Below are 23,870 nucleotides of genomic sequence, written 5' to 3' on the forward strand. Positions count from 1 at the left end.
AACGGAATAACGTATCTTTGACTCATCAGAAGATTCCTACAAGAAAAAAGAATTCGCTCTTCATATGAGAAAATAACGAAATTTTGATGGATTCCCAAACAAATTCTGTGATTTTTATTTTGCAGTGTATCCGCCATCTACCGGAAGCGCCACGCCTGTAATGAAAGAAGCCTCGCTGGAACATAACCAAACTGCCGCTTTCGCCACTTCCTCAGGTTCGGAGAGTCGATTGACTGGATGCAATCTTGTGATCTTTTTTTCCGCCTCTTTTGGATCCGGAGAAGAGTGAAATAAACCTTCTAACATTTCTGTCCTGATGAATCCGGGACAAACAGCGTTTACTCTGATCTTTTTTTCTGAATATTCCAAAGCGGCGGATTTAGTAAGCCCGACCACTCCATGTTTGGCGGCAGAATACGGAGCTACTTTCCAATCTGCTCCCACAAGTCCTGCGATCGAAGAAATATTTACGATAGAACCACCTTGTTTCTTCAGCATGAGTTCTATCTCGTATTTCATACAGAGCCAAGTTCCCTTTAGATCCACTGAGATCACTTTGTCCCAGACTTTTTCTGGGTACTGGTGCAGATCCTGGGAGAGCCCACCTACAGCCGCATTATTTACCGCAAAGTCCAAACCTCCAAATTCGGACTCTGCCTTCTGAACGAATTCTTTTACTTGAGAATCGTTGGATACGTCACAGGGAAAATATTTCGCTGTTCCGCCTAGTTTCAGGACTTCTTCTTCCGTTTTTTTTCCTTCGTCTTCTCTTCTTCCACAGAAGATTACTTTCGCCCCTCTCGAAACGAATTCAAGAACGATTGCTTTTCCGATCCCGGTATTTCCTCCGGTAACTAACGCGATCTTATCTTTCATCTGATCTTTCTAGTTTCTCCGGTTCGTACTTTGTTCAGGTATTTTTTTAGATGAGAATTGATCGTTTGTAAGTCATCCAACTCTTGGGAAGGATCTACTTCTCCCAGATCTGCAACTAAGATCAAAAGATATCTAAGCTCTTCCAAATGAACTTTCGCTCTTAGGATATTTTTTACTTTTTCGGAGCGGATCCTTGTTCCCCATGCCCCTGCGATCCTTACGGGCAATAAAGAAGAAATGGATTTGATATGTTCGATTAAGCTAGGTTCCACCTTGTCTTTCCAAGTTTCGCAAAGCTCATATAAATGAAGAAGAAATACGTGAGATAGATTCCAAACTTCCAGTTTACGAAAACCGAATACGAATCCGTCCGGCCCTAATATGTTTTCGGACCCTTTTCCGATCTCAGGACTAGGTTGTTTTACGAATTTTCCGCCTTCGAATTTTTTACGGAATTCGGAAGGGATCGGAACTACTTTTCTTTCTTTATAATCAAAGAATAATACTCTGATCTTGACCAAGGATACTTTTTCCGTCCGATTCTTTTTAGAGAGCCTAAAATATAGATCGAATGACTTCTCTCCCAGATTATTCAAGGATACGTCTATGATCACCTTATCCTTAAATAATAATTCTCCCTGATATTGAATGGAAGCGTTCGCAAAAATAATACTATTCCCATGGATATCCGTAACGGAATAACCTAGGTATTGGAAAAACTGAAGATGAGCTTCCATCACAAGATCCAGAACACTCGCGAAAGAAACATGAATGTCTAAACTCAGATCTATCTTACGGATCGGGATCTCCGTGGAAAAAAAATATTCGGAGGGAAATTCCAATTCACCCGTTTGAGATGTTTGGGGTTTGGAGCTCATACGCTAAATTTTTCCCTAAAGCCGGAAGGGATCTCCAAAGTTTTTTTGGACAAGTAATCGTAGAAGACCAGAGAGATTTTTGCGAAGCCAACTTCTTCTTTCGAAACTTTTTGAACTGCTTTGATATGAAGTTCACAGGACTTTTTTCCCAATTGAAAAGCACCTGCAAAAAATTCTAAAACGTCTCCAGCCTTAGCTTCGGATCTGTATTCCACTTCCATTTTAGGGATGATGATATTCGCACCGGAAATATCCGCTTTGGACCATGAGTATGATTCTAAAAAAGCGTCAAAGACCTCGTTCACTAATGGAATAAAAGTTTCGTATGTTAGGTGAGAAACGTATAATCCGCCTACTACGGTCGCACTTCTGGTGTCGGATCTACGAACTGTCAGTTCCATTTGGAATGGATAAGAGGTTTGGATCTGGGTTTCGGACATCCGGTTCTCACATCGAGGGTTTCTATCTTAGTATCGGAACCAAGAAATCTGATCTTAAAGCGAAGCTCCGGCTTCTCGGGCCAGATTTAGCGTATACTGGAAATTTTTTATACTCGAGTCTGGTCGAAAAAAATGGGATCTAATCCTTCCGATTTAGAAAACTAAACCGTATGATACGATGTTAGTTTATGAGAAAAAAGTACGGGGATTAAAACCTCTATTGGCAGTATTTTCCTTGAGATTTCGTATGAATCCGGCCTTTTTTCCGTCAAAAATTAGACCTTTGGTAAAAGGGCCTATTTGTCCGGGTCTTTTTGCAAAATAAACGAATGCCGCAAGAATTTAAACATCCAGAGTCGATAAAGATCCTCTCCGATCCGGACTCCCTGGTAAGGGAATTCGTTAAACCCGGCATGTACTTACATTTGGCCACCACTATGTCCAGGCCAAACGCTCTTATCTATTCTCTCTGTAGAGTTTTCGAAGGACTAGATCCTAAATTCACGATCAGTGTAGCAGGAATTCACTCGAACGCTCACAGTCTTGCTCTCTCTGGGATCGTTAAAAAAATGATCACCGGATTTGCGGGAGATAATTATCCGAAACCTGGGCCAAACGGTTTGTATAAGGACTTAATGAGAGGGCAACCTTTCGAACTGGAACTCTGGTCACTTCTTTCCTTAGTGCAAAGATTAATGGCTGGAGCGATGAAACTTCCAGGTTTTGTTTCAAACTCTTTAGTAGGCTCGGACCTGATCACGGACAAATTAGGTAAGACTGCCTTCTTATATCATAAACCTACCGAAGGAAATGCTTTTGGAGAAGCAGCAAGTCCTCACCTAGTATCTGAAAGTCGTGGCACAAAAGAAAAGGACATGGTGGTACTTCTTCCTCTTTGTCCTGAGATCACTTTAGTGCATGGAGTGGTTGCGGACGAAGATGGAAACATCGTACTTTCTCAACCTGGAGGAGAAGCCGCCTGGGGAGCGTTAGCCGCAACAAAAGGTGTGATCGCTACTGTAGAAAAAATCGTTCCGAGAGGAACCATACCTCCAGAACTTGTACATATTCCTAGTTCTAAAGTTTTGGGAATTGCTCCTGCAAGATTCGGAGCTCATCCTCAATCTTTAAGAGTACAAGGTTTTCCGGATCTTCCCGCATTCGAAGGAATAGACTCCTATTTGGATGATTACGAATTCCAAATGGAATCCAATAAGGCCGCTGGAATTCCTTCCAAGGCAGAGAAATGGTATAAAGAAAACGTAATGTTATCCGGAGGCCATGAGGAATATCTGGATATGATCGGAGAAGTCAGGCTCAGACGTTTGAAAATGACTCCTCCGGAACATTCTCTCAATTCTCCTGAAAATCCTAAAACTGTAAACGACTCCGAGCAGATGATCATTCTTGCAGCAAGAGCGATCATTGAAAGAATAAAAACGAAAGGTTATAAGACCATACTCGCAGGAATAGGTGCCGCTCATATGGCGGCCTGGACAGCCGCGAAACTTTTGGAAAAAGAAGGGATCCATATTAAGATCGTCGCAGAACTAGGTTTTTACGGAATGAAACCTTTTGCAGGAGACGTATTCTTATTCAGTCAACTTCATACTCATTCCTGCTCCATGTTATCCGATATAGTCAGTATATTAGGTACAGTAGTTCCTGATGATTGTTTAGGAGTCATAGGCGCTGCGGAAGTGGATTGGTTCGGGAACATCAACTCGGTGTTAGACGGTAAAGGAAATTTCCTCGTAGGATCCGGCGGTGCAAACGATATCGTCTCCACTGCGGACACGATCGTAGTCGCAAAAGCGAATCGTTATCGTTTTGTTAGAAAAGTAAAACATATCACTTCTCCGGGAGACAGAGTTGTGGAAGCAGTCTGTCAATTCGGAAGATTCAAGAGAGAATCTTTTTCGGATCATCCTTTCGAGCTTAGCTCTTGGATCGCTCCTGCATCCGACGATGAAATGGAAGCGGAAGAAGCGGTCCTAAGATATACATTCTGGCTTCCTCCGGACGAGGACCTGCCTATTTCGCAGGAAGCGCCGATCACTTCCGAAGAATTGACCGCTCTTAGAGAATTGGATCCGGAAAGAATTTACACAGAACAATTTATGGTCTACACTCGTTTGCCTTAACTATGATAAAGATGAAGCAAAAGATTGGAATTATGACTGGAAATTTATTATGGACCGAAGGAGTATTGATCCATGGCGAATTCTAAAAACCTAGCCTCGAACGGAGTTAGGATCACCGGGATCGGGCATTATCTTCCGGAAAAGATCGTCACAAACGACGAAATTCGTCCTAGATTAAAATATCCTGAAATGCATCCTGCAGAGAAAGCTGTGATCGGAAATATCGGGGTCGTTGAAAGAAGAAGGGCAAACGAAAAAGAAACCGCTCAATTTATGGCGGCAGAAACTTCTAAAATGATCCTGAAAGACGCGGGAAAAAAAGCGGAGGATGTGGACTTATTCATTCTTGCAAACTGGACGGACCGTCTTTATCTTCCGGATCTTGCCCCACAAGCTTCTAAACTTGCAGGCACATCCAACGCGCTGGCATTCGATATCTGTACTGCATGTACAGGGTTTGTTCACGGAATACAAATGGGTGCTGCGTATCTTGGCACCGGAAAATTTAAAACCGCACTCGTGATCGGAAGCGAAAGATTCTCCGTTCGTACTAGAATGGGTGGTTATGGAGAATTTACTGCAGGAGATGCAGCCGCAGGAGTTCTACTCGAATACACTGGAAATAAAGAATTCGGGATCATCGATTCTTTCTTAAAAGATAATGGGGATCTTTCCAATATCATCGAAACTGGACCAGGACCGAACTTTTACGTAAAAAGTTATCCTGAGTTGGTCACAAATGCTGCAGACCTCACTCTTTCTTCTATGGATGATCTTTTAGAAAAGAACGGAGTTTCTTTAGAAGAGATAGATTGGGTGATCCCACATCCTGGAACGGATGTTGTGGTCCAAGACGTTCTCAAAAGGACAAAATTCCCTAAGGAAAAAATCCTTTTAAATTTCGAAAGAGTCGGAAATACTTCTGCAGCTTCGATCCCTATCGCTTTATCCGAATATTATTATAAAGGGATCGTCAAGAAGGGAGATCTGATCCTCTCTCCTGCGGTTGGAGCCGGATTTTACTGGGGCGGACTTTTATATCGTCTCTGATAATTCGATAATTAGAATAGAAAAATACAAAGCAAGGTGAAGTAGAAGGATGATCGTAACAGGGTTCGAACTAAGAGAAAGATTAAATGCCGAATCTGCGTCCGAAGTTTATAAAGCTGTCCGTAAAGAGGACAACAAATCAGTTATTATCAAATTTCTTCCTGTATTAGATGAATTACATCCTTCCGTAGTGAATCTTAGGAACGAATACGATATCTTAAATTTATTATCATCCGGTTTTTTTGTTAAACCTCTTAAATTCGAAAAACTCCAAGACGGGTTCGCTCTTTTTATGGACTTCGTTCCTGGAGGTTCCTTAAAGGATTTTATCTCTAAAAAGCCGATGACACTTTCGGACTTTTTTCCGATCGCGATCCAACTCGCAGAAAGACTTAGCGAAATACATTCTAAAAAGATCATACATAAGGACTTAAAACCGGAAAACATCATCTTCAATAAGGATGAAAAACAGATCCGGATCATCGACTTCGGGATCTCCACTCGTTTGAATAAGGAAGAAACTTCCTGGTCCGCTCCTAATATTTTAGAGGGTTCCATTCATTATGTTTCTCCTGAACAAACAGGAAGAATGAATCGTTCCGTAGACTACAGAAGTGATTTTTATTCTCTCGGGATCACATACTATGAGATGCTTCTCGGGAAATTACCTTTCGATGGAGAAGATCTTCTTCAATTAGTGCATGCACATTTAGCTAAGACCCCTTCTGCTCCTAGAGAAGTCAGATCGGAAGTTCCTACAGTACTTTCCGAGATCGTAATGAAACTTCTCGCGAAAAACGCGGAAGACAGATATCAAACCGCAAGAGGTTTGCAGGGAGATTTAGAAAAAGCATATTCTTTATGGAAAGAAAAGACTGATTTCCCTTCTTTCCCTCTGGCCCAAACAGATTTTTCCACAGAATTTAAGATCCCTCAAAAACTATACGGAAGGGACGAATACATCCAAACTCTTTTGGAGGAATTCAAATCAGTAGCAGCCAATGGAAGATCCAGAATGGTACTCATCGGAGGTTATTCCGGAGTAGGAAAATCTTCCTTAGTAAAAGAGATCAATAAACCTCTTACCGAATCCAAAGGATATTTCATTTCGGGGAAATTCGACCAATACAATCGAAACCTACCCTTCTCCGCAATTATCCAAGTGTTCTCTAGTCTTGTGGAATTGATCCTAACAGAACCTCCAGAAAGGATAGAAGCCTGGAAGAGTAAGATCAAAAAAGCTGTGGGCGCCAACGGGAAAGTGGTCACTGATGTGATCCCTGAATTAGAGATCATCATAGGCAAACAAGAACCTGTCCCAGAGCTTGGCCCCCAAGAAAACGCAAACCGTTTTTATATAGTATTCCAAAACTTCATTAAGGTTTTTGCAAGTTCGGAACATCCTCTCGCGATCTTCTTGGATGATATGCAATGGGCGGATACCGCTTCTTTGGAGCTCATCAAGAACCTGATGGAAGATGTTACGGTAAATTATCTTTTCATCATACTTGCTTACAGAGACAACGAGGTGGATTCTTCCCACCCTTTCCAAGCTCTATTGGATACCTTGGAAAAAGAAGGTTTGGATCCTTACAAGATCGTTCTTCAACCTTTAACTCTTAAGGACGTAAAACAACTTTTAGCAGACAGTTTGTATATCTCGGAAGATAAGATCGGAGAATTAGGAGAGATCATCCATTCCAAGACAGGAGGAAATCCATTCTTCATCGGAGAACTTCTAAAACAACTTGCTAAAGAAGACTCCGTCTATTTCGACCAAGGTTCCGGAAAACCTGGTGAAGGTATCTGGAAATGGGACATCAATAAGATCAAGAACACTAAGATCTCTGATAACGTAGTAGAACTTTTAGTAAATCGGATCAGAAAACTTTCTCCTAAGATCCAAGAAACCTTGGAACTAGCTGCATGTATCGGAAGTAGTTTCGATCTAGCTCTTTTAACCAGGATCTTGGAAACGGATTATAAAACAGCGCTTGGTTCCTTACAAGAAACAATCTCCGAAGAATTGATCGTTCCGATCGGAGAAAACTATAGATTAGCGGAATCCTTCGAAGAAACAGAAGCGAATAAGGATAAGAATTATCAGACCGCAAAGACTGTTACTTTCAGATTCCAACATGATAGGGTCCAGCAAGCCGCTTACGAAATTATAGAAGAAGAAAAGAAAAAGAAAATCCGCTTACAATTAGGAAGATTCCTAACAGAAAACGCGGACTCCAAGCAGATCGAAGATAATATTTTCGATATCGCAAACCATATGAATATCGGGTCCGGACTTATCACGGAAGCTTCCGAAAAATTGAAATTGGCTCAATTGGATCTGATCGCAGGAAAGAAGGCAAAAAATTCCACTGCATATAAACCTGCACTTTCCTATATCGCAAAAGCGAGAGAATTACTCTTCCTTCTTCCGGAAGCGTCGGAAGGAGATGATAAACTCTGGGCTTCCAGATACGAACTTTGTTATTCTATTTTTAGAGAACTGGGCGAAACCCAATATCTTACCGGAAATTTCGAAGATTCTCAAAATACGATCGATACGATCCTGAAATATGCGAAGTCTCCGATCGAAAAAGCGGATGCATATAATCTTTTAATTATACAGTATTCCGCTCTAGGCAAATTCGACCTTGCACTTCCTATGATCATCAAGGCATTACAACCTCTGGGAGTGGATATCCCCGACAAAGATCATGAGAAGGTCGTAGGTTCTGAAACAGAGATCACAGATAAAGCCTTAGAAGATAAAACGATAGATTCCTTGTTGGACCTCCCACTGATCCAACATCAGGAACAGATCATGGCGGTAAATCTTCTCATCAGTGCGATCCCTACAGTATACAATTACGCTCTTTCTCTTTTCCCAGTGATCGCGCTAAAGATGGTAAATCTTTATCTCAAACATGGAAATCTTTCCGATCCGTACGGGTATTCTATGTATGCGATCCTTCTTACTTCCGCATTCCAGCAGTATAGAAGAGGTTACGAATTCGCAGAACTTGCGATCAAGGTGAGTGAAAAATATAAGAACCCGAGCGGTATCGCAAAGGCTGCGAATATTTTAGCGAACTATACAACTCCTTTCGTTAGGCATTTAAAGTATTCGGAAGAGATCAACCATAGAGGGATACAGGCCAGCTTGGAATCCGGGGAATTCCTACACGGCGGTTACTGCGCGATGAACGACGCGGTGAACGTGGTACTTCAATCCAAAAATATAGAATTAGTAAAACCTAAAATAGATGGACTCTTAAAATTCACTCGCAAAGTAAAAAACAATCTGGCAATCGATACTGTCCTCGCTTCCGCGCTGGTCGTCTCCAATATCAGAGGCAAAACTACTTCTCATCTTGAATTTTCCATCGAGGAAATGAGCGAGAAAGAATATATAGAATTATGTAATTCTCACCAAAGCCCTTTCCCGGTTTGTCTTTTCAAAATTATGAAAGGTAGAATGTTATTGTCCTACGGAGAACCGGAAGCTGCACTCAAAGAATTGGAAGAAGCGGAAGGTATGCTCGGATTTATTTCGGGACAGATCGCTGTAGAAGAGCATGGATACTTGTATTCTCTTGCGATGGCTGCGAATTATAAACTTTCCACCCAAGAACAGAAGGCTAAGTATCTGGAGAGGATCAAAAAGAATCAGGAAAAACTGAAACTTCTCTCCGAAAACGCTCCTGAAAACTTCGAGCATAAATTCCTTTTAGTAGAGGCGGAACTTGCCAGATTGGAATACAAAAACTGGAAGGCTGCAAAAACCTACGAGCAAGCGGTACAACTAGCTGGCAAAAACGAATACTATAATGACGAAGCTTTAGCTGCGGAACTTGCCTCCAAATTCTGGTTCTCCAAAGGAAGTGCAAAGATCGGTTCCCAATACATTGCGGAAGCTTACCAAAAATACGGAAGATGGGGAGCGACCAAGAAGCAGGAACTTCTCAAAACAAAATTCCCGGAATTCATCCGAGAAAAAGGAAGAGATACATTCCGAACTACTCGCACGATCGGAACCTTAAGCACAAGAACAGCTTCTGCTACGGAAGTCTATTCAGGGCAGACCCTCGACTTCCAATCCATTCTAAAGAGCTCTACAGCGATCTCCGGAGAGATCAAACTGGAATCCTTATTGGATACCTTGATGCAGATCTCCATCGAGAACGTCGGGGCCGAAAAAGGGGTCATGATCCTGAGAAGGGACGGAAAACTTTTCGTAGAAGCCGAAGGAAGCATAACGGACGATGAGATCCGAGTATTACAAGGGATCCCGATCCAAGAAAGTAAGAATATACCTATTAGCGTTATTTACTATGTAGAAAGGACCAAAGAAGATCTGGTGCTCAGAAATGCTCACGCGGACGAGAAGTTCAATAAGGACCCTTATATCCGAGAGAGAAAAACAAAATCCGTTCTATGTTCTCCGATCATCAAACAGGGAGAATTGATCGGGATCTTATACTTGGAAAACAATCTTTCCGAAGCTGCCTTTACTTCGGATAGGCTACAAACGATCTCCATTCTGTCTTCCCAGGCGGCGATATCCATCGATAACGCGTTATTGTATGCGAACTTGGAAAGTAAGGTAACGGAAAGAACCAAAGAATTAGCGGAAGCCAACGACGACTTGGCATTAAAAAACCAGCATATTACGGATAGTATAACATATTCTTTGAATATTCAACAGGCGATCCTTCCGTCTCCGGAAGTGTTGGGAAGCGCTTTATCCGATTATTTCGTCGTCTTCCGCCCTAAAGATATAGTCTCTGGAGATTTTTACTGGTTTTCAAAACAGGAGGATGCAATATATATCGCACCCGTCGATTGTACCGGCCACGGGGTTCCGGGGGCTCTTATGTCCATGATCGGAAATACGTTGCTCAATCAGATAGTGAATGAGATCGGCATTACGGATCCGGGAAGTATTTTGGAACATCTGCATAAGAAAGTCAGACAGGCTTTAAAGCAGGACCAGGATCAAACCAATTCCAGAGACGGTATGGATCTTTGTTTACTAAAGATCCAAGACAATAATTTATTCTTTGCGGGAGCGAAACGTCCTATTTTTATAGGAAAAGGCGGAGTCTTGACCGAAATTAAAGGTGATAGATTCTCGATTGGCGGCAGGCAAAAAGAAGAAACGCGAAAATTTACAACGCACTCCATTCCCTTAGAAAAAGGAATCCGAACGAGTGTTTACTTAACCACGGATGGCTTTATGGATCAGCCAAATCCGGACCGACAAAAAATAGGGACCAAAGGGCTTCTAACATTCTTGAGCGGGATTGAACATCTTTCCTGTAAGGAACAAAAAGAACGTCTAGAGTCCTTCCTGCTGGCTCACCAAAATGTGGAAGCACAACGGGACGACATAACACTAGTCGGTGTAGTATTGGGGGGAATATAAAGGAGATGTTTCTGAAAAAGGAAGATGCTGATGATGGAAAATGAAGTCGTAAATCTGTTTAAGACTTATCAGGAAACCAGCGAATACAATCTGCTCGTGTCCTTTAAGGGCAGACTGTCCCAGGAAGTTCTGACCGAATTGGGCTCTATGATCCGGACTTCTTTAAGCACGGAATCTAAAATTAAGAAAATTTTCGCAGTATTTATTGAACTAGCGCAGAATATGCTGCACTACTCCGCCGAGCGGAAAATCAACGAAGAACAAAAAGACGCCGGCGTAGGGATCCTTATAGTTAGGGAAAATTCGGTTGGCTACCATGTTGCTTCGGGAAATTTGGTACTAAACGAGAAAACCGAGTTTTTGACCGAAAGGATCCAAAAAATCAACTCCATGAGTAAGGACGAATTAAAGTCCTTCTACCAACAGCAACTTAGATCGGAGAGGCCTGAAGATAGCAAAGGAGCAGGTGTGGGATTAATCGATATCGCTAGAAAGTCCGATGGGCCTCTGGTGTTTCGTTTCGACGGATTGGATGGTGGGAAACTGTCCTTTTTTACAATCTCCGCATTCTTTACGAAGGAAAACTAATCATGGAATCCTTACATATACAACAGACTAAAACTTCACCGGAAATTATTTTAGAATCGGATAAGGGGCTCGCAGAAATTATCGGAGAATCCTATCCGGAAAACGCGATGGCATTTTATAAGCCAGTATTCGAATGGTTGACTGCGATCCAAAACGTTAGCAAGCAGATCCAATTCCGTTTTCAAATGGATTATTTCAATACTAGTTCTTCCAAAGTGATCATGGATATTTTGGACAATCTCCAAAAGTATCATGACAAAGGTGGAAAAGTTGAAGTAGAATGGCTTTATAAAGAAGACGATGAAGACATGCAGGAGACCGGAGAGGAATTCTCTTCCGATTTGTCCCTGCCATTCAAAATGAAATCTTATAAATAAGATCTCATTCGTGCGGATATGGTCGCTTCGCTCCAGAAACCCGAGGCTAATTATCTAAAGATAATCTAAATTTTGGAACGGACTACAAGTGGAAAAGAACGAATCTTCGAAAGAACAAAATACTTTTTTCGAGCAGGAATTTAAACTTCTCTCGGACGCTCAGACGTTTTTAGAAGATTCGAGCCCTAAAGAAGATCCAAAACATAAACTAAAGACGATCGTAGATTCTTACGAGTCCCTTTTAAAACAATCTTCTAAAATTATGAAGATCGGGGACTCCACTCAGCATAGACTTCTCAAAACCCAAGAAGCATTAACGGATTCTAATATCATGCTCGAGGCAGCCTATATGGACCTCAAGCTTGTGACCGAGATCGGAAGGATCATAACTTCTTCTCTTGAACCTAAAGTAATCATTCAATCAGTTTACGAAAATACAAAATCTATCGTTCCGATGGATGTCCTCGCATTCGGGACTTATGACGAAGAGAAAAAAGAGATCAAATATAAGTTTTGCGTAATAGACGGAAAATACGTCCCGGCCCCTTCGGTAGATTCTTTAGAAGAAGACAACCCTTCTTCTTATTGCGTAAAACAGCAGAAAGAATTGATCACTCTAGATATAGATGCTGACTTTCCGAACTACGTTGCGGATATCCGAAAACATTTCGGAGAAAATTCCAAATCGGCTCTTTATTTCCCTCTCAAAGTAGAAGAACGTTTAATCGGAATACTTACTGTTCATAGTTATAATAAAAACGCATTTCAACCCAATCAGTTGAATATTCTTAGAACTCTCGCGAACTATGTTGCGATCGGTGTGGATAATGCGGATGCGTATCGCACACTTTCCAAAAGAAACAAAGAATTGAAGGATTCTTTGGAAAAGATCGAAGTTCTGAATAAGAGTATAGAGGAAGAAAGACAGAAGTCAGAAAATCTTCTCCTGAACATTCTTCCCAGAAGTATCGCAGATCGTTTAAAGGGCGGAGAAGGAGTCATCGCGGACTATTTCCCTTCTTCTACCGTTCTGTTTGCGGATATCGTAGGATTTTCCAAACTTACTACCAAGATCCAGACACCTACAAGACTCGTAGAGATCCTAAATCGTATCTTCACTGAATTCGATGTGATCGCAGATAAATATAAATTAGAAAAAATTAAAACGATCGGTGACTGTTATATGCTCGCAGGTGGCATTCCGGTCCCTACAGAAGATCACGCATATAAAGCTGCCCAGGCTGCTCTTGAAATGATCCATCGTTTGGACGAATTAAAGCCCGAGTTGGAATTCGAGTTTAATGTTCGGATAGGACTCCATACCGGAGAAGTTGTAGCTGGGGTCATCGGTAAGAACAAATTCGTATATGATCTCTGGGGTGATTCTGTGAATACTGCTTCTCGTATGGAATCTCATGGCGCGACCGGAAGGATCCATGTTTCAGAAGCAGTTTATCTTTCCTTAAAGGATAAGTATAATTTCGAGGACAGGGATGTGATCGAGGTGAAAGGAAAAGGCCCGATGCACACTTACTTCCTTTTGGATTCTAAGAAGTAGGAATCACTTTTCCGCTCTCATTTTTCTTCATTCATTGACATTCTAATTTTAATCATTGTTCTCCGCATATGCAGGAGATAGACAACTATTTCGTTATGAGGCATTCACTATGACAATTGCGGAACAATTAAAAAAGGAAAGTACTCTCGAGATCGCTCGAAGAATGATAGCTAAAGGTTTTGAACTTGCCACCATTTTAGAACTAACCGGTCTTTCAGAAAAGGATCTCATAGAGAACGAGATCCTTCCTAAATCAAATTAACTTAATGCTTTAATCACATCTGCAGGAGCTTGTACGAGTTCCACAAGTACTCCTTCTGCGCTTAATGGAAACTCTTCGTTTCCTTTTGGATGAATAAAAGTAACTTCATGACCAGCGGCTCCTTTACGGATCCCACCTGGAGTAAACCGAACTCCCTGAGAAGTTAACCATTCTACCGCTTTATGAATATCATCTACCCAAAGTCCGATATGATTTAGTTTCGGATCGTTTACTTTCGGGCTTTTGCTAGGATCCACCGGCTCCATGATATCCACTTCTACAGCGTAAGGTCCTTTTCCCATTCTGAGAATATCTTCGTCCACATTCTCTTTTTCACTACGAAATGATCCTGTGTTCTCGAGCCCTAAGGTATCCACCCAGAATTTTTTGAGTTTCTCCTTACTGTCCCCTCCGACTGCGATCTGCTGTATTCCCAGAATTTTAAACGGTCTCATATTGGCCTATCTTCGATTTTTTTCCAACATTCCTTTTGCTAATAAAAGGGCAAGAATTTGTCCGATGGAAATTTAACGTGGGCTGATAGTAAAAACCGCTTCTAAAGGGAGATGGTCACTGGATTCAGAAGCTTCCTTTGCTCTTAACACAGAATACTCCTTCTTAGAGATCCCTTTGGAATAGAAGATATAATCTATGGTTCGATCCGGCTTCGCGATCTCCGGATCATTCGGATAATGAGTGTAAAATTTTTCCTTATCAGGTCCGTTCAATTCTTCTTTTGTCGCAGTAGAATTCCATTTCTTGAATAAGGGAGAAATTTCCTCTTCGTCGCTATAATAGTAGGCTCCATTCGGATGTAATTGGCTTCTTGCAAAACCGGGAGGAAGAAGATTAAAATCTCCCGCTAAGATCCATTCCGACTTTTTAAGATCCAATTGTTCCAACACCCCTTCTATATAATGCACCTGTCTATGCATTGTATCTGTTCCCATGGAGAATGCGTCCAAATGTGTGTTTAGAATTGTGATCGGTTCCTGGCCCTTCACTTCCAACTGTGCTTCCAAAAGAGCTCTTTTTAAAGAAAGTTGTCTTGTCAAAGGATCCGCAGGAGGGACTGGCAATTGATGGCGAGAAGCGGAGAGTATTTTATATTTACTGAATATTGTTAGCTTCATCCCGACCGAACCCATGATCTTTGGATGTGGAACAAAACCTGCCTTCCAATAAAACGCTTCCGTGCGGCATGGATACAGATCCGAAAGCAAAGGTAAGATCCTCTCGGATTGATTTTCTCCATATGTTTTTTTGGCGCCATCATCCACTTCTTGGAAAAGTACAAGATCGGGATCCCTTTCTAAGATCAGATTTGCTACTTTCTTTAAAGTGGATTCTATCTCCTCCTTGGAAGGAGCTGTATCCGGCCCGCTATCGTCCGGTACATCATACCAAAAAACTCTATCCTTTCCCGCAAAGTATTGTATATTCCAAGATAAAACTTTAATGGATTGAGAAGGTTCTAAAGTTGGAGCATTTCCTTCACATTTAACTTCTTCAGTTTCTAGATCGTTTGGATGAAAGGTGGAAAAATATACGAGTAATAATAATAAAGCGAAAGCGCTTAGAAGCACGAACAAGATTCTTTTCAGTAATTTCAAGTGGGTCCCCGCAGGTTCGTTTTTTTTGTTCCGATGGAAGCATCCTTTCTAATCAAATCAGCTCATTCGTCCACAATTTTAGAGTTTTTACATAAAAGATGGATCAGGGGAAAGACTTTCCCTTTTTTAGGGGATAAGAAACATTGGAATCGATCCCATGCAGAAACAAATTTTAATCCTATTCTTTTCTAGTTTTATATTCTTTGCATTATCTCCCTTGTTTGGGGAGGAATTAGAACTACAAGTCGTTCTAAAAAACGGAAGCACAGGCGGTCCAGGCTCCGCAGAAAGTATTCGTTTATTCGCATTAGAAAGACAGATGATGCCTTTGCAGATCCCAGACTCCGGTCCGTTTCGAGGTAGTTTCAAATTATCTAAAATAAATGCACCCGATGGTTTGCCAGTACTCTTACAAGTGACTTACAACGGAGTGAATTATAATAAGATGATCCCTCCTGTCCCTATGTTAAGGACAAGACCTCAGGAAGTGATCGTTTATGACAAGACTCCGGATCGTTCCGTTATCAAAACAAAATCATTACTACATTTAGTGAGAGAAAAAGAAGCATTAGTAGTTTCTAAAGTATCTATTCTCACAAATAATACGATCCCTCCTAAGAGTTTCCAAAACCCGAATGATCCTTTGGAAGTTTATATTCCGGAAGGAGCCTTGGAGATCAATGCTCAACTTACACAGAGCACGAATCAAATGGCGATCCCGATCCCGTTGACTAAAGGAAAGAACGGTTGGGTAATCGATCGCGCGATCTTACCCGGAACTTCTCAGTTGATCGTAAACTATATGATCCCTTCTACGAATCTTTCTCCTACACAATTCAAGGATAAGCTTCTTTTCGAGAATAGAGAGGGAGAAAAGGTGGTCTTTTCGAAACCGAAAGATATGCAGGTTTCGTTTATAGGGCAGAAAGGGATCCGTCCTGTTCCGGTGGACGCTCCTCCAGATGTGACTTCGAATATAGTTTCTTATGCAGGACCTCAGTATGAGATCACTCTTTCTGTGATCGGGGGAGAACCGATCCAAGAAACCGCAAATCAAGAAAGAGAGATCAATAATGGAAGTATATTCGTCTCTACGGAAAAGACGATTTATGGGGTGATAGGGGTACTTTCCTTTCTATTCTTCCTTTCATTTACGATCACTTATAGGATCCGTAAAGAATAGAGAATCGAAGCAGAAAGAGATTTATTTTCTTTTTGCTGCCACTTTCTTCTTAGAAGCCGGTTTTGCTTTTACTACCTTTTTAGAAACAGGCTTCTTAGAAGCGGATTTGTTTCTTTCCGGCACGAGAGAATCCATAAACTCTTTGATATCCTTTAGAACCTTGTCCCTTTCTCCGGCAGGTTCGTTCATGAGTTCGTGATAAAAGCCCTTATAAGTCTTCATTCTTTTATTCTTATAAACTAAATGATTATAAAATTCTAAACTTCCTGCAGGATCCGCGATCCCGTCCGCAAGGCCATGCAACACTAGGATCGGAGTTCTCAGAATTCCCGCCTTTCTATTTGCGATCGCCCCCTGTTGGAAGAGTTCATATCCCATAGAAAAGGAAATTTTCCCATGGACCAGAGGATCGTCGATATACGCCTGCACTACTTCCGGATCTCTACTCACTAAGCTAGTATCTAAATTTGCATCCAAGGTAGTGGAAGGTGCGATTTTGCGAAGAAAACCGGCAACTGCGATCTGAAATCTTTGCACGGCAGTTGTCGGGATCTTTAAAGCGGAAGAACAAGCCAATAATCCGTAAATATAATCCTGATTAATTCCCTCTAACGCGTAGCGGATCACCACAACTCCCCCCATCGAGTGACCTAAAAGTAGGATTTTATCCTTACTTTCTCTTTTTCTCACTTCTTGAACGAAATCAGCCAAGTCGTCCACAAAAGATTCGAAACTCGCAGCATGTCCCCTTTTGCCTTCCGACTTTCCATGACCTCTTAGATCCAATCCGTAAAAGCTAACATCGCTATCCTTAAAATATTGGATCAGGTTGGAATACCTACCGCTATGCTCTCCGAAGCCATGACAAAAAACAACGATACGATTTGCCCCGGATTTGGTCCAAGCTTGGCCGAATAGTTTGGTATTATCTCTGGAAGATTGTAGGAAGAATTCTTTATGTTGGTAGGCCATGTTTGGCTCCATCTATGTAAGGGGCGGCGATCCCTTGTAGTCGGACCGAAGCTATAGATAAGTAAACGATGGGTCAAGTATTTATTCCGGAACGGATAAATCCGAACTACTCGACCTAGAATAAAGTAGTTTCATCACATAAAGTTGGAAGAACAAACTCACATTTTCGTTGCCGATTCCCTTTCCCCTATTCAATCTGTCGCTTTACATGTTTCGAATGGAAAACCGACATGAATTTGAAACATATATTAATTTGTTAGGACCCAATCAAAAATAATGGGCCTAACTTAAATGTAAAATTTGGAGAGAATTGGATGTCAGAACCTTCTTCTGAAAAAAGCCTACTTCGATATTTCGGATTAGGCGAACTTGCCAGCCATGGTGGGAACGCGATCCTCGCGTTTTGGATGATCATGGGAATGGCTTTCTTCCTATTTGCGGACCAGAATCTGATCGCGCCTAACCTGAGAAATATTGCCGGATCTTTCGGGATTACCGACCAACAGGAAATCGACTGGAAACTGGGAGGGCTGATCCCGATCTGCTTTTTCGTATTAGGCGGTTTTGTTTCCGTTTATATGGGATATCTCACCCAAAAATTTCCTAGAAAACCTTTGGTGATCGGAACAGTATTATTGGGAGAGATCCCTTGTCTTCTTTCCGGATTCGCCAGAAGTTACGACGAATTTTTAGTTTTAAGGACCTTAACCGGTTTCGGTTTAGGGGGAAGTTTCCCTCTTCTTTTCTCTCTTGTAGGAGATTATTTTTCGGATAAATCCAGATCCACTGCCGCAGGTTATCTTTCCCTTTCTATGGGATTGGGCGTTGGACTTGGACAGATGGTAGGAGGGACCTTAGGGACCTCGGATCCGATCAATGGATGGAGAGAAAGTTTCATCTATATGGCTGCCCCTTCTTTCCTATTCATGCTAGTTTACGGATTATTCTGTAAGGAGCCTGTTAGAGGTGGAAAAGAGAAGGAATTTAAAAATGCCTCTAACGATCTAAATTCGGAATCTGTTCGTTTAACATGGAAGGATATTCGAACTATCTTTGCTACCAAGAGTAATATCGGGATTTTCCTACAAGGGATCCCGGGCTGCGTGCCTTGGGGAGTATTCTTCGTATTTTTGAACGATTATTACGAATTCTATTATGGAATGTCCAAGGATGTTGCCTCGGCTATGGTGATCTTTGCTGCGGTAGGGATCTTTATCGGTACCTTCTTCGGTGGACTTGTAGGACAAAAGTTATATGATAAGAATAAGACCTATTTACCGATCTTCTGCGGAAGCATGATCCTACTTGGGATTATTCCTACTGTTTATCTATTGCATGCTGGGACAGTCGCCGCAAGTCCTGCATTCATTTTTATCAATATACTTACAGGTATCATTATTTCAGTAACTGGACCGAACGTAAGAGCCTTGATCATGAATGTAAATCCTCCTAAGAGTAGATCTTCTATGTTCGCTCTTTATAATCTTACGGATAATTTAGGGAATGGACTCGGACCTGCAATGGCAGCCTTGATCCTCTCCGTATTACCCGATAGGACTCAGGCTTTTACGATCGCGATCCTCTTCTGGATACCTTGCGGACTCGCATGGATTTATATCCTGAAAAACTTCAAGCATGACGAAGCAAAATTGCACGAAGAACTTGCTTCAGAAGCCGGCAAAGTAAAAAGGACCGCATAATTGGATTATCAAAGTACCGAGTTATTCTTATTCGATATAGAAGGAACAACTACCCCGATCGAATTTGTGCATAAGGTTTTATTTCCTTACTCGGTACAGAACTTTCAGACTTTTTTCTCCAAAAACTCTGCAGAACCAGGTTTTGCAGAGGAACTAATCCAATATTCCAAAAACGAAACGGAATATAAGGAAGAAGTTTCCAATTCTCCCGGATCCTTAAGTGAGTTTTGTAAGTTTTTAGTATCTAAAGATCGTAAATTAGGAATTCTGAAAGAGATCCAAGGAAGGATCTGGAAGATAGGATACGAATCCGGAGAACTGAAAAGTTCTATATTCAAAGATGTCCCCGCGTTCTTGGAAAGAATTCAAAAAACAGGCAAACGAGCTGCGGTATATTCTTCCGGCAGCGTAGAAGCACAAATCCTAATCTATAAATATTGCGAAGCAGGAGACCTAACTCGGTTTTTCGAAAATTATTTCGATACTGCCGTAGGCGGTAAGAGAGAGGCGAATAGTTATACGAAGATCGCGGAGAAACTTTCGATCCATCCGAGCTCTATCGTATTTTTTACGGATATCAAAGAAGAGGCAGAAGCCGCAACCAAGGCAGGGATTAAACCTATCATCCTTTCTCGCCCAGGAAATCATCCTCAAGGCGAGCACCCTTTCCCGGTAATCGAGAATTTTGACGGGATACTAAGCTAATCCTCTGGAAATTTTCTTCCTACAGATCTCATTTTAAGTTAATATTATCCGAGTTTCGGCGGATTCTTCGAAATTTCGGATATTGCCTGAGTTCGATCCGGCCGAAAATAAAACTATGGCCCTAACCCGACCAGTATCGATCTTTGTCTCTCTCCTTCTTTGCTTTTCTTCCTTAAATTCCAAAGAATTCGTATACGCATTCAGAGATGTAGGAATGCCTAAGAACACTGGCAAAGACGGGATGCCTAGAAAAGAGAAAATGATCTTAATCGGAGAGACCATTATGTTCGATAAGGTCAAACCGATCGAATACGAAGGGAAATACAAAAGTTCAGAGTTAGGCTACGATACTCGTCCTGATATAGTCACAGTTCAAGTACATCATGACCCTGGCATCCGTCCTGGACAGATCTTATATTTAATCGAAAAAGATTTCGATCATGAAACATTTAAAGATGGAAGTATCGTAGGACAAATCGAAGTAAAATCCCTATTCCAAACTGCATTTACAGGAAAACAATTGAGAGGAGTTGGTTATCTTGGAATGGCTAAGGAGAAGGTTCTATCTGTAGCTTATCCAGTATCTTCCGAACTCACCGGACCTGCACTTGTAGAACGTAAAACAGGTGATTATCATTTTACAAGAGATGAGATCCCTGAAGCGATCCAATCCTATAGAAAAGCGATCCGTATGGATCCACTCTCTCCAGTACCTCATTATAAATTAGGAATGTTATATCTGAATGAAGCAGGAGTGAATTCCAAAGAATCGATCTGCTCCGGTATCCTTCCGATGAGTGCAGGCGCAGAATTTTCCTCCGCATGGAAAAAAAGATCCAGATTCGATTCAGATCAAGACTTCATTCGATTTTCCAGAGAATATGTTTCTTTCTTAAATTGTAAGGCGGAACAGGCTCCGAGCTTCGCTAAGAATAGCCAAATACCGGAAGAATTAGAAAGAGCACAAGAAGTCGCAAGAGAAGGTTTTCGTCTTTCTAAAACGGATTACGAACTTTTGATCAGAAGTGCAGAGACTTATTATAAATTATATCTTTCTTATTCTCCTAGCAAAAAACCGAAAGGTTCCGCAACTCCCGAAGAAGATCCAAAGCTCAGGAATCGACAAGAGAAATCCTGGGAGATCGCTCAGAAACTTCTAAAAGAAGCAGGCCTGGATAATATTACGGATTACAGACTTCATAGGCTCGTATCCTTATTGTATGGAAAAAGATATTTAGAACTTTCCGGAGGTTCTAAGTCCACTACTCTCAGTGAAGAAGCGAACTTCTTAAGAAATAAAGCCCTGGAATCCATCCAGGCTTATAAGCTGCATCGACCTAAGAATGTCCCCGGAGATAAAGATCTTCTGATCCTAGAAAAAGATCTTTAATCGAATTCGAAAAACCTAATCTTCTACCTTTAATTTTCCGCTCTGGATACTTTCTTCCAGAGCCCTAAAGGTATCTCCATATTTTCCTACAATATTCCAAACAACAAAGCCGTCACTATTGCTATCCACACTCGCTTCTATTTGGGCCTTGATATAATCTTTTAATGATTTTCCGGAAGGACCTAAACTCATTCCAAAACCTTGGATCCAACCTACTACACGAGTTGTAGACAAGGATCTTTTTCTAGTATTTTTCAGACCATCGTAAACTGTTTGGTATGGATTTGCGATCCTGGAAGGTTGTCCATAAAAATGAGATGGATACAGCATAGGATAGATCACATCTACCATTTGTGCGAAGTTCTCCACCTTCTGACCGATCTGATCATCACGATTAAAAGGGATCCTTCCGAAAATATCCGCACCTAAGTAAGGAAGTTTTTCACATTGATTCGCTTCCGTACGGATCCGAGTTACTATCTCATTTATGTTTTGATATTTCTCTTTTAACGCAAGGTCTATATCGGTAACATCCGCATAACGTATATAATCCAATTGGATCTCAGGAAACCCGGAAAGACAAGCCTTACGAACATAACCTAAAATGGAATTTAACCTTTCCGGGCTCGGGTATTTGGTTTTTAATCCACCATCAAAGTTCACCAATCTTCCTACGGGATAAAAACCTAATTCCTTGACTCTCGCAATCTCTTCCGGAGGAGGAGTTTTTGGTTGTAGATCGATCACAAGAACATTGACCCCATATTCGGATGCTTCTTTTAGAAGACCTTCCCATTCCTTTTGGCGAGCCTTATTAGAAACGATCTCGTTATTTATATACAGACCTCTATAAAACTTAGGTTGGGTAAAGCTAGCTCCCCTGTTTGCGGGTCTTGAAAAAAATTTCTTAGGTTTTTGACTTGGAGACTCCTTTTCGCTTTCCCCGAAAACATTTCTGGAAGAAAGTCGACTATCCTTCTTATCCTTTTCTTTCGGAGAAGAAATTTGAGGACGAGATCTCTCTTCCTTCTCCGGTTCTAATACTGGAATTTCCTGCTTCTTAGGATTTTCGGGATAAGGGATTGTAAACTCGGCACAAACCGGAAAGGCTACAAGAATTAAGATTGGAAAAAGGGAAAACGGTTTGCGCACTTATTTTACTCCGTATCTATATAATAGTATCGAACCCAAGATGACTGTTCTTGCCCTCTTTGTAGGAGTTCCATCAAAAAACGGGAGAATTAAATGAAACTCGGTTACGCGTATGATGATACTTTCCTACTTCACGATACCGGAAATTTTCATCCGGAATCTCCCCAAAGATTGGAATCCATACTCAATAGATTAAATAAGACTTCTTATTTTAAGGACCTTCATTGGATCAAACCGACTAAACTTCCAATGGAGTTTATTGAGTCAGTCCACAATCATAGACATAGAGAAAGGTTTTCGAACATCCAAGGCAAAAAGGGAAGTTTTGATGGAGACACCCCTTTTTCAGAATCAAGTTTTGACGCCGCATTACTCGCCGCAGGAAGCGGAGTAGACTTAGTTAAAAAGATCCAATCGAATGAAATAGAGACTGGGATTGCGCTCGTGAGGCCCCCAGGGCACCATGCGGAAACCGGAAGATCCATGGGATTTTGTATATTAAATAATATTGCAATTACTGCAGGTTACCTTCTTTCTCAAGGCGCGGAAAAAATTTATATATTAGATTGGGATGTTCACCATGGGAATGGGACCCAAGAAATATTTTATGATTCGGATAAAGTATTCTTCGCTTCTTTGCATCAATATCCGTATTATCCTGGAACAGGCTCGGCTTCAGAAACCGGAGAAGGAAAAGGAGAAGGTTTTACTCTAAACGTTCCTCTTCCTATGGGCTCCGGTGATAAGGAATACTTCCATCATTTCCAAGATAAGATCATACCCTCTTTGTTGGAATTCCAACCTGAGTATGTGCTTATCTCTGCAGGCTTCGATGGTCACAAAAGGGATCCTCTTGCAGGAATGAATCTAAGCACAAATGCATTCGCGGAATTTACCCGTTTGACCCTTTCCGCCACCAAACAAGTCGGAGCAAAGACCATCTCCTTTTTAGAAGGGGGTTACGATCTGGATGCATTGGCTGAGAGCGTAGAAGCACATGTCGCCGTTCTCGCCGGCTAAACTTTTTACTCTCGATTGAAAAATTAGAATAAAAAATGCCTAGTTTCAGGTCGCAAGGCCGATATTCAAATCATGCAGGAACTTTCCTCAAATACCGATCTGGCCCTGCGATTCAGAAACTACGTGATCTTACTGGATCGACTCGTTAGAGAGGTGGAAGAGGAACTCCAACAAAACCAGTCCGTTCGAAATGAATGGTCCGAATGGCATTCTAACTGGAAAAGAGCCTGGTTATCCCCTTCTAATAATTCTCCTAGTTCAAATCTTAAAGAAAGATTCTCCGTCAAAAGAAGACTCGGCTGACGCTTCGAATCTTTATCAATAATTTAACAGTATAACGAGACCTTTGTCTAGGGCAAGATACACCCCGCCCACATAGGGTGGGGGCCGGGCGGTGGTACGACTTCAATAAGAATCCCAATATCAGAATTAAGGCCTAATAGAAATCCTTTTTCTCCTCCATAACTTGTAGGAGCTCCTACAAGTTCCTGATGAATTAAAAGCTTGCCATTAGCAAAATCTCTCATAAAAGCTTCG

20 protein-coding genes are annotated in these 23,870 nt (G+C 41.5%); 13 read left to right on the plus strand and 7 right to left on the minus strand.

The annotated features are described in order from the left end of the window. Nucleotides 1–114: 114 nt before the first annotated feature. From EHQ64_RS19580 to EHQ64_RS19590, 3 genes are read right to left on the minus strand one after another with little or no spacing between them, the layout of a single operon-like run. Nucleotides 115–876, minus strand: a complete 762-nt coding sequence (locus tag EHQ64_RS19580) for an SDR family NAD(P)-dependent oxidoreductase (RefSeq protein ID WP_135651498.1) — start codon at nt 874–876, stop codon at nt 115–117. Next, nucleotides 873–1,754 (minus strand): four helix bundle protein, encoded by an 882-nt coding sequence (locus EHQ64_RS19585; RefSeq protein WP_135651499.1) that lies wholly within the window; start codon nt 1,752–1,754, stop codon nt 873–875. Before EHQ64_RS19585 ends, EHQ64_RS19580 begins: the two co-directional genes overlap by 4 nt. Continuing rightward, complete coding sequence (locus tag EHQ64_RS19590) at nt 1,751–2,194, minus strand: acyl-CoA thioesterase (protein ID WP_135651500.1); 444 nt, start codon at nt 2,192–2,194, stop codon at nt 1,751–1,753. The genes EHQ64_RS19585 and EHQ64_RS19590 overlap by 4 nt, the downstream gene beginning before the upstream one ends. Nucleotides 2,195–2,523: 329 nt before the next feature. On the opposite strand from EHQ64_RS19590, the gene EHQ64_RS19595 reads away from it, so the two are divergent. The 7 genes from EHQ64_RS19595 to EHQ64_RS19625 all read left to right on the plus strand — a co-directional run bounded on the left by EHQ64_RS19595 (nt 2,524) and on the right by EHQ64_RS19625 (nt 13,598). Continuing rightward, complete coding sequence (locus tag EHQ64_RS19595; RefSeq protein ID WP_135651501.1) at nt 2,524–4,338, plus strand: CoA-transferase; 1,815 nt, start codon at nt 2,524–2,526, stop codon at nt 4,336–4,338. Nucleotides 4,339–4,410: 72 nt separating this feature from the next. Next, nucleotides 4,411–5,388: a ketoacyl-ACP synthase III gene (locus EHQ64_RS19600; RefSeq protein ID WP_135651502.1), complete on the plus strand. Its 978-nt coding sequence runs from the start codon at nt 4,411–4,413 to the stop codon at nt 5,386–5,388. Between the two features lie 49 nt (nt 5,389–5,437). Beyond that, nucleotides 5,438–10,813 (plus strand): AAA family ATPase, encoded by a 5,376-nt coding sequence (locus tag EHQ64_RS19605; RefSeq protein WP_135651503.1) that lies wholly within the window; start codon nt 5,438–5,440, stop codon nt 10,811–10,813. Between the two features lie 30 nt (nt 10,814–10,843). Further along, nucleotides 10,844–11,401 carry a SiaB family protein kinase gene (locus EHQ64_RS19610; RefSeq protein WP_135651504.1) on the plus strand — a complete coding sequence of 186 codons (558 nt, stop codon included), beginning with the start codon at nt 10,844–10,846 and terminating at the stop codon, nt 11,399–11,401. Between the two features lie 2 nt (nt 11,402–11,403). Next, nucleotides 11,404–11,778: a DUF1987 domain-containing protein gene (locus tag EHQ64_RS19615; RefSeq protein WP_135651505.1), complete on the plus strand. Its 375-nt coding sequence runs from the start codon at nt 11,404–11,406 to the stop codon at nt 11,776–11,778. An 88-nt stretch (nt 11,779–11,866) separates the two neighbouring features. Further along, on the plus strand, nt 11,867–13,336 hold the full coding sequence (locus EHQ64_RS19620) for an adenylate/guanylate cyclase domain-containing protein (RefSeq protein ID WP_135651506.1): 1,470 nt from the start codon (nt 11,867–11,869) through the stop codon (nt 13,334–13,336). Between the two features lie 109 nt (nt 13,337–13,445). Continuing rightward, complete coding sequence (locus EHQ64_RS19625) at nt 13,446–13,598, plus strand: hypothetical protein (RefSeq protein WP_167882436.1); 153 nt, start codon at nt 13,446–13,448, stop codon at nt 13,596–13,598. Here EHQ64_RS19625 and EHQ64_RS19630 read toward each other — a convergent pair. Together EHQ64_RS19630 and EHQ64_RS19635 are read right to left on the minus strand one after the other, a co-directional pair. Further along, nucleotides 13,595–14,053: a VOC family protein gene (locus EHQ64_RS19630; protein ID WP_135651508.1), complete on the minus strand. Its 459-nt coding sequence runs from the start codon at nt 14,051–14,053 to the stop codon at nt 13,595–13,597. The genes EHQ64_RS19625 and EHQ64_RS19630 overlap by 4 nt on opposite strands. 72 nt (nt 14,054–14,125) lie before the next feature. Continuing rightward, the gene (locus tag EHQ64_RS19635) at nt 14,126–15,211 is read right to left on the minus strand and encodes an endonuclease/exonuclease/phosphatase family protein (RefSeq protein ID WP_135651509.1); all 1,086 of its coding nucleotides are present in this window, start codon (nt 15,209–15,211) and stop codon (nt 14,126–14,128) included. Between the two features lie 157 nt (nt 15,212–15,368). Between EHQ64_RS19635 and EHQ64_RS19640 the strand changes: the two genes are divergently transcribed. Then, complete coding sequence (locus EHQ64_RS19640) at nt 15,369–16,394, plus strand: hypothetical protein (RefSeq protein ID WP_246048854.1); 1,026 nt, start codon at nt 15,369–15,371, stop codon at nt 16,392–16,394. Between the two features lie 21 nt (nt 16,395–16,415). Here EHQ64_RS19640 and EHQ64_RS19645 read toward each other — a convergent pair whose 3' ends face one another. Beyond that, nucleotides 16,416–17,366 (minus strand): alpha/beta hydrolase, encoded by a 951-nt coding sequence (locus tag EHQ64_RS19645; RefSeq protein ID WP_135651510.1) that lies wholly within the window; start codon nt 17,364–17,366, stop codon nt 16,416–16,418. Nucleotides 17,367–17,680: 314 nt separating this feature from the next. Here EHQ64_RS19645 and EHQ64_RS19650 point away from each other — a divergent pair, with 314 nt between their 5' ends. The 3 genes from EHQ64_RS19650 (at nt 17,681) to EHQ64_RS19660 (ending at nt 21,161) form a co-directional block, all read left to right on the plus strand. Further along, nucleotides 17,681–19,066: an MFS transporter gene (locus EHQ64_RS19650; RefSeq protein ID WP_135651511.1), complete on the plus strand. Its 1,386-nt coding sequence runs from the start codon at nt 17,681–17,683 to the stop codon at nt 19,064–19,066. Next, nucleotides 19,067–19,771, plus strand: coding sequence for an acireductone synthase (gene mtnC / locus EHQ64_RS19655; RefSeq protein WP_135651512.1), 705 nt, complete (start codon nt 19,067–19,069; stop codon nt 19,769–19,771). 115 nt (nt 19,772–19,886) lie between these two features. Then, nucleotides 19,887–21,161, plus strand: coding sequence for a tetratricopeptide repeat protein (locus EHQ64_RS19660; protein ID WP_135651513.1), 1,275 nt, complete (start codon nt 19,887–19,889; stop codon nt 21,159–21,161). Nucleotides 21,162–21,176: 15 nt separating this feature from the next. Here the strand turns inward: EHQ64_RS19660 and EHQ64_RS19665 are convergent, their stop codons facing one another. Continuing rightward, nucleotides 21,177–22,313: a putative glycoside hydrolase gene (locus EHQ64_RS19665; RefSeq protein ID WP_135651514.1), complete on the minus strand. Its 1,137-nt coding sequence runs from the start codon at nt 22,311–22,313 to the stop codon at nt 21,177–21,179. A gap of 93 nt (nt 22,314–22,406) precedes the next feature. Here EHQ64_RS19665 and EHQ64_RS19670 point away from each other — a divergent pair, with 93 nt between their 5' ends. Together EHQ64_RS19670 and EHQ64_RS19675 are read left to right on the plus strand one after the other, a co-directional pair. Continuing rightward, nucleotides 22,407–23,333, plus strand: coding sequence for a histone deacetylase family protein (locus EHQ64_RS19670; protein WP_135651515.1), 927 nt, complete (start codon nt 22,407–22,409; stop codon nt 23,331–23,333). Between the two features lie 72 nt (nt 23,334–23,405). Next, nucleotides 23,406–23,636, plus strand: coding sequence for a hypothetical protein (locus tag EHQ64_RS19675; RefSeq protein ID WP_135651516.1), 231 nt, complete (start codon nt 23,406–23,408; stop codon nt 23,634–23,636). Nucleotides 23,637–23,870 lie beyond the last annotated feature (234 nt).

The organism is Leptospira sarikeiensis (genome assembly GCF_004769615.1).
GTDB classification, from domain to species: Bacteria; Spirochaetota; Leptospiria; order Leptospirales; family Leptospiraceae; genus Leptospira_B; species Leptospira_B sarikeiensis.

Bases quoted from the DNA above. Each gene is read 5' to 3' on its own strand.
- EHQ64_RS19670 (WP_135651515.1), top strand. From the start codon at position 22,407: ATGAAACTCGGTTACGCGTATGATGATACTTTCCTACTTCACGATACC.
- EHQ64_RS19610 (WP_135651504.1), top strand. From the start codon at position 10,844: ATGATGGAAAATGAAGTCGTAAATCTGTTTAAGACTTATCAGGAAACC.
- EHQ64_RS19625 (WP_167882436.1), top strand. From the start codon at position 13,446: ATGACAATTGCGGAACAATTAAAAAAGGAAAGTACTCTCGAGATCGCT.
- EHQ64_RS19605 (WP_135651503.1), top strand. From the start codon at position 5,438: ATGATCGTAACAGGGTTCGAACTAAGAGAAAGATTAAATGCCGAATCT.
- EHQ64_RS19580 (WP_135651498.1), bottom strand. From the start codon at position 876: ATGAAAGATAAGATCGCGTTAGTTACCGGAGGAAATACCGGGATCGGA.
- EHQ64_RS19585 (WP_135651499.1), bottom strand. From the start codon at position 1,754: ATGAGCTCCAAACCCCAAACATCTCAAACGGGTGAATTGGAATTTCCC.
- EHQ64_RS19645 (WP_135651510.1), bottom strand. From the start codon at position 17,366: ATGGCCTACCAACATAAAGAATTCTTCCTACAATCTTCCAGAGATAAT.
- EHQ64_RS19600 (WP_135651502.1), top strand. From the start codon at position 4,411: ATGGCGAATTCTAAAAACCTAGCCTCGAACGGAGTTAGGATCACCGGG.
- EHQ64_RS19660 (WP_135651513.1), top strand. From the start codon at position 19,887: ATGGCCCTAACCCGACCAGTATCGATCTTTGTCTCTCTCCTTCTTTGC.
- EHQ64_RS19650 (WP_135651511.1), top strand. From the start codon at position 17,681: ATGTCAGAACCTTCTTCTGAAAAAAGCCTACTTCGATATTTCGGATTA.
- EHQ64_RS19590 (WP_135651500.1), bottom strand. From the start codon at position 2,194: ATGTCCGAAACCCAGATCCAAACCTCTTATCCATTCCAAATGGAACTG.
- EHQ64_RS19595 (WP_135651501.1), top strand. From the start codon at position 2,524: ATGCCGCAAGAATTTAAACATCCAGAGTCGATAAAGATCCTCTCCGAT.
- EHQ64_RS19640 (WP_246048854.1), top strand. From the start codon at position 15,369: ATGCAGAAACAAATTTTAATCCTATTCTTTTCTAGTTTTATATTCTTT.
- EHQ64_RS19630 (WP_135651508.1), bottom strand. From the start codon at position 14,053: ATGAGACCGTTTAAAATTCTGGGAATACAGCAGATCGCAGTCGGAGGG.
- EHQ64_RS19675 (WP_135651516.1), top strand. From the start codon at position 23,406: ATGCAGGAACTTTCCTCAAATACCGATCTGGCCCTGCGATTCAGAAAC.
- EHQ64_RS19615 (WP_135651505.1), top strand. From the start codon at position 11,404: ATGGAATCCTTACATATACAACAGACTAAAACTTCACCGGAAATTATT.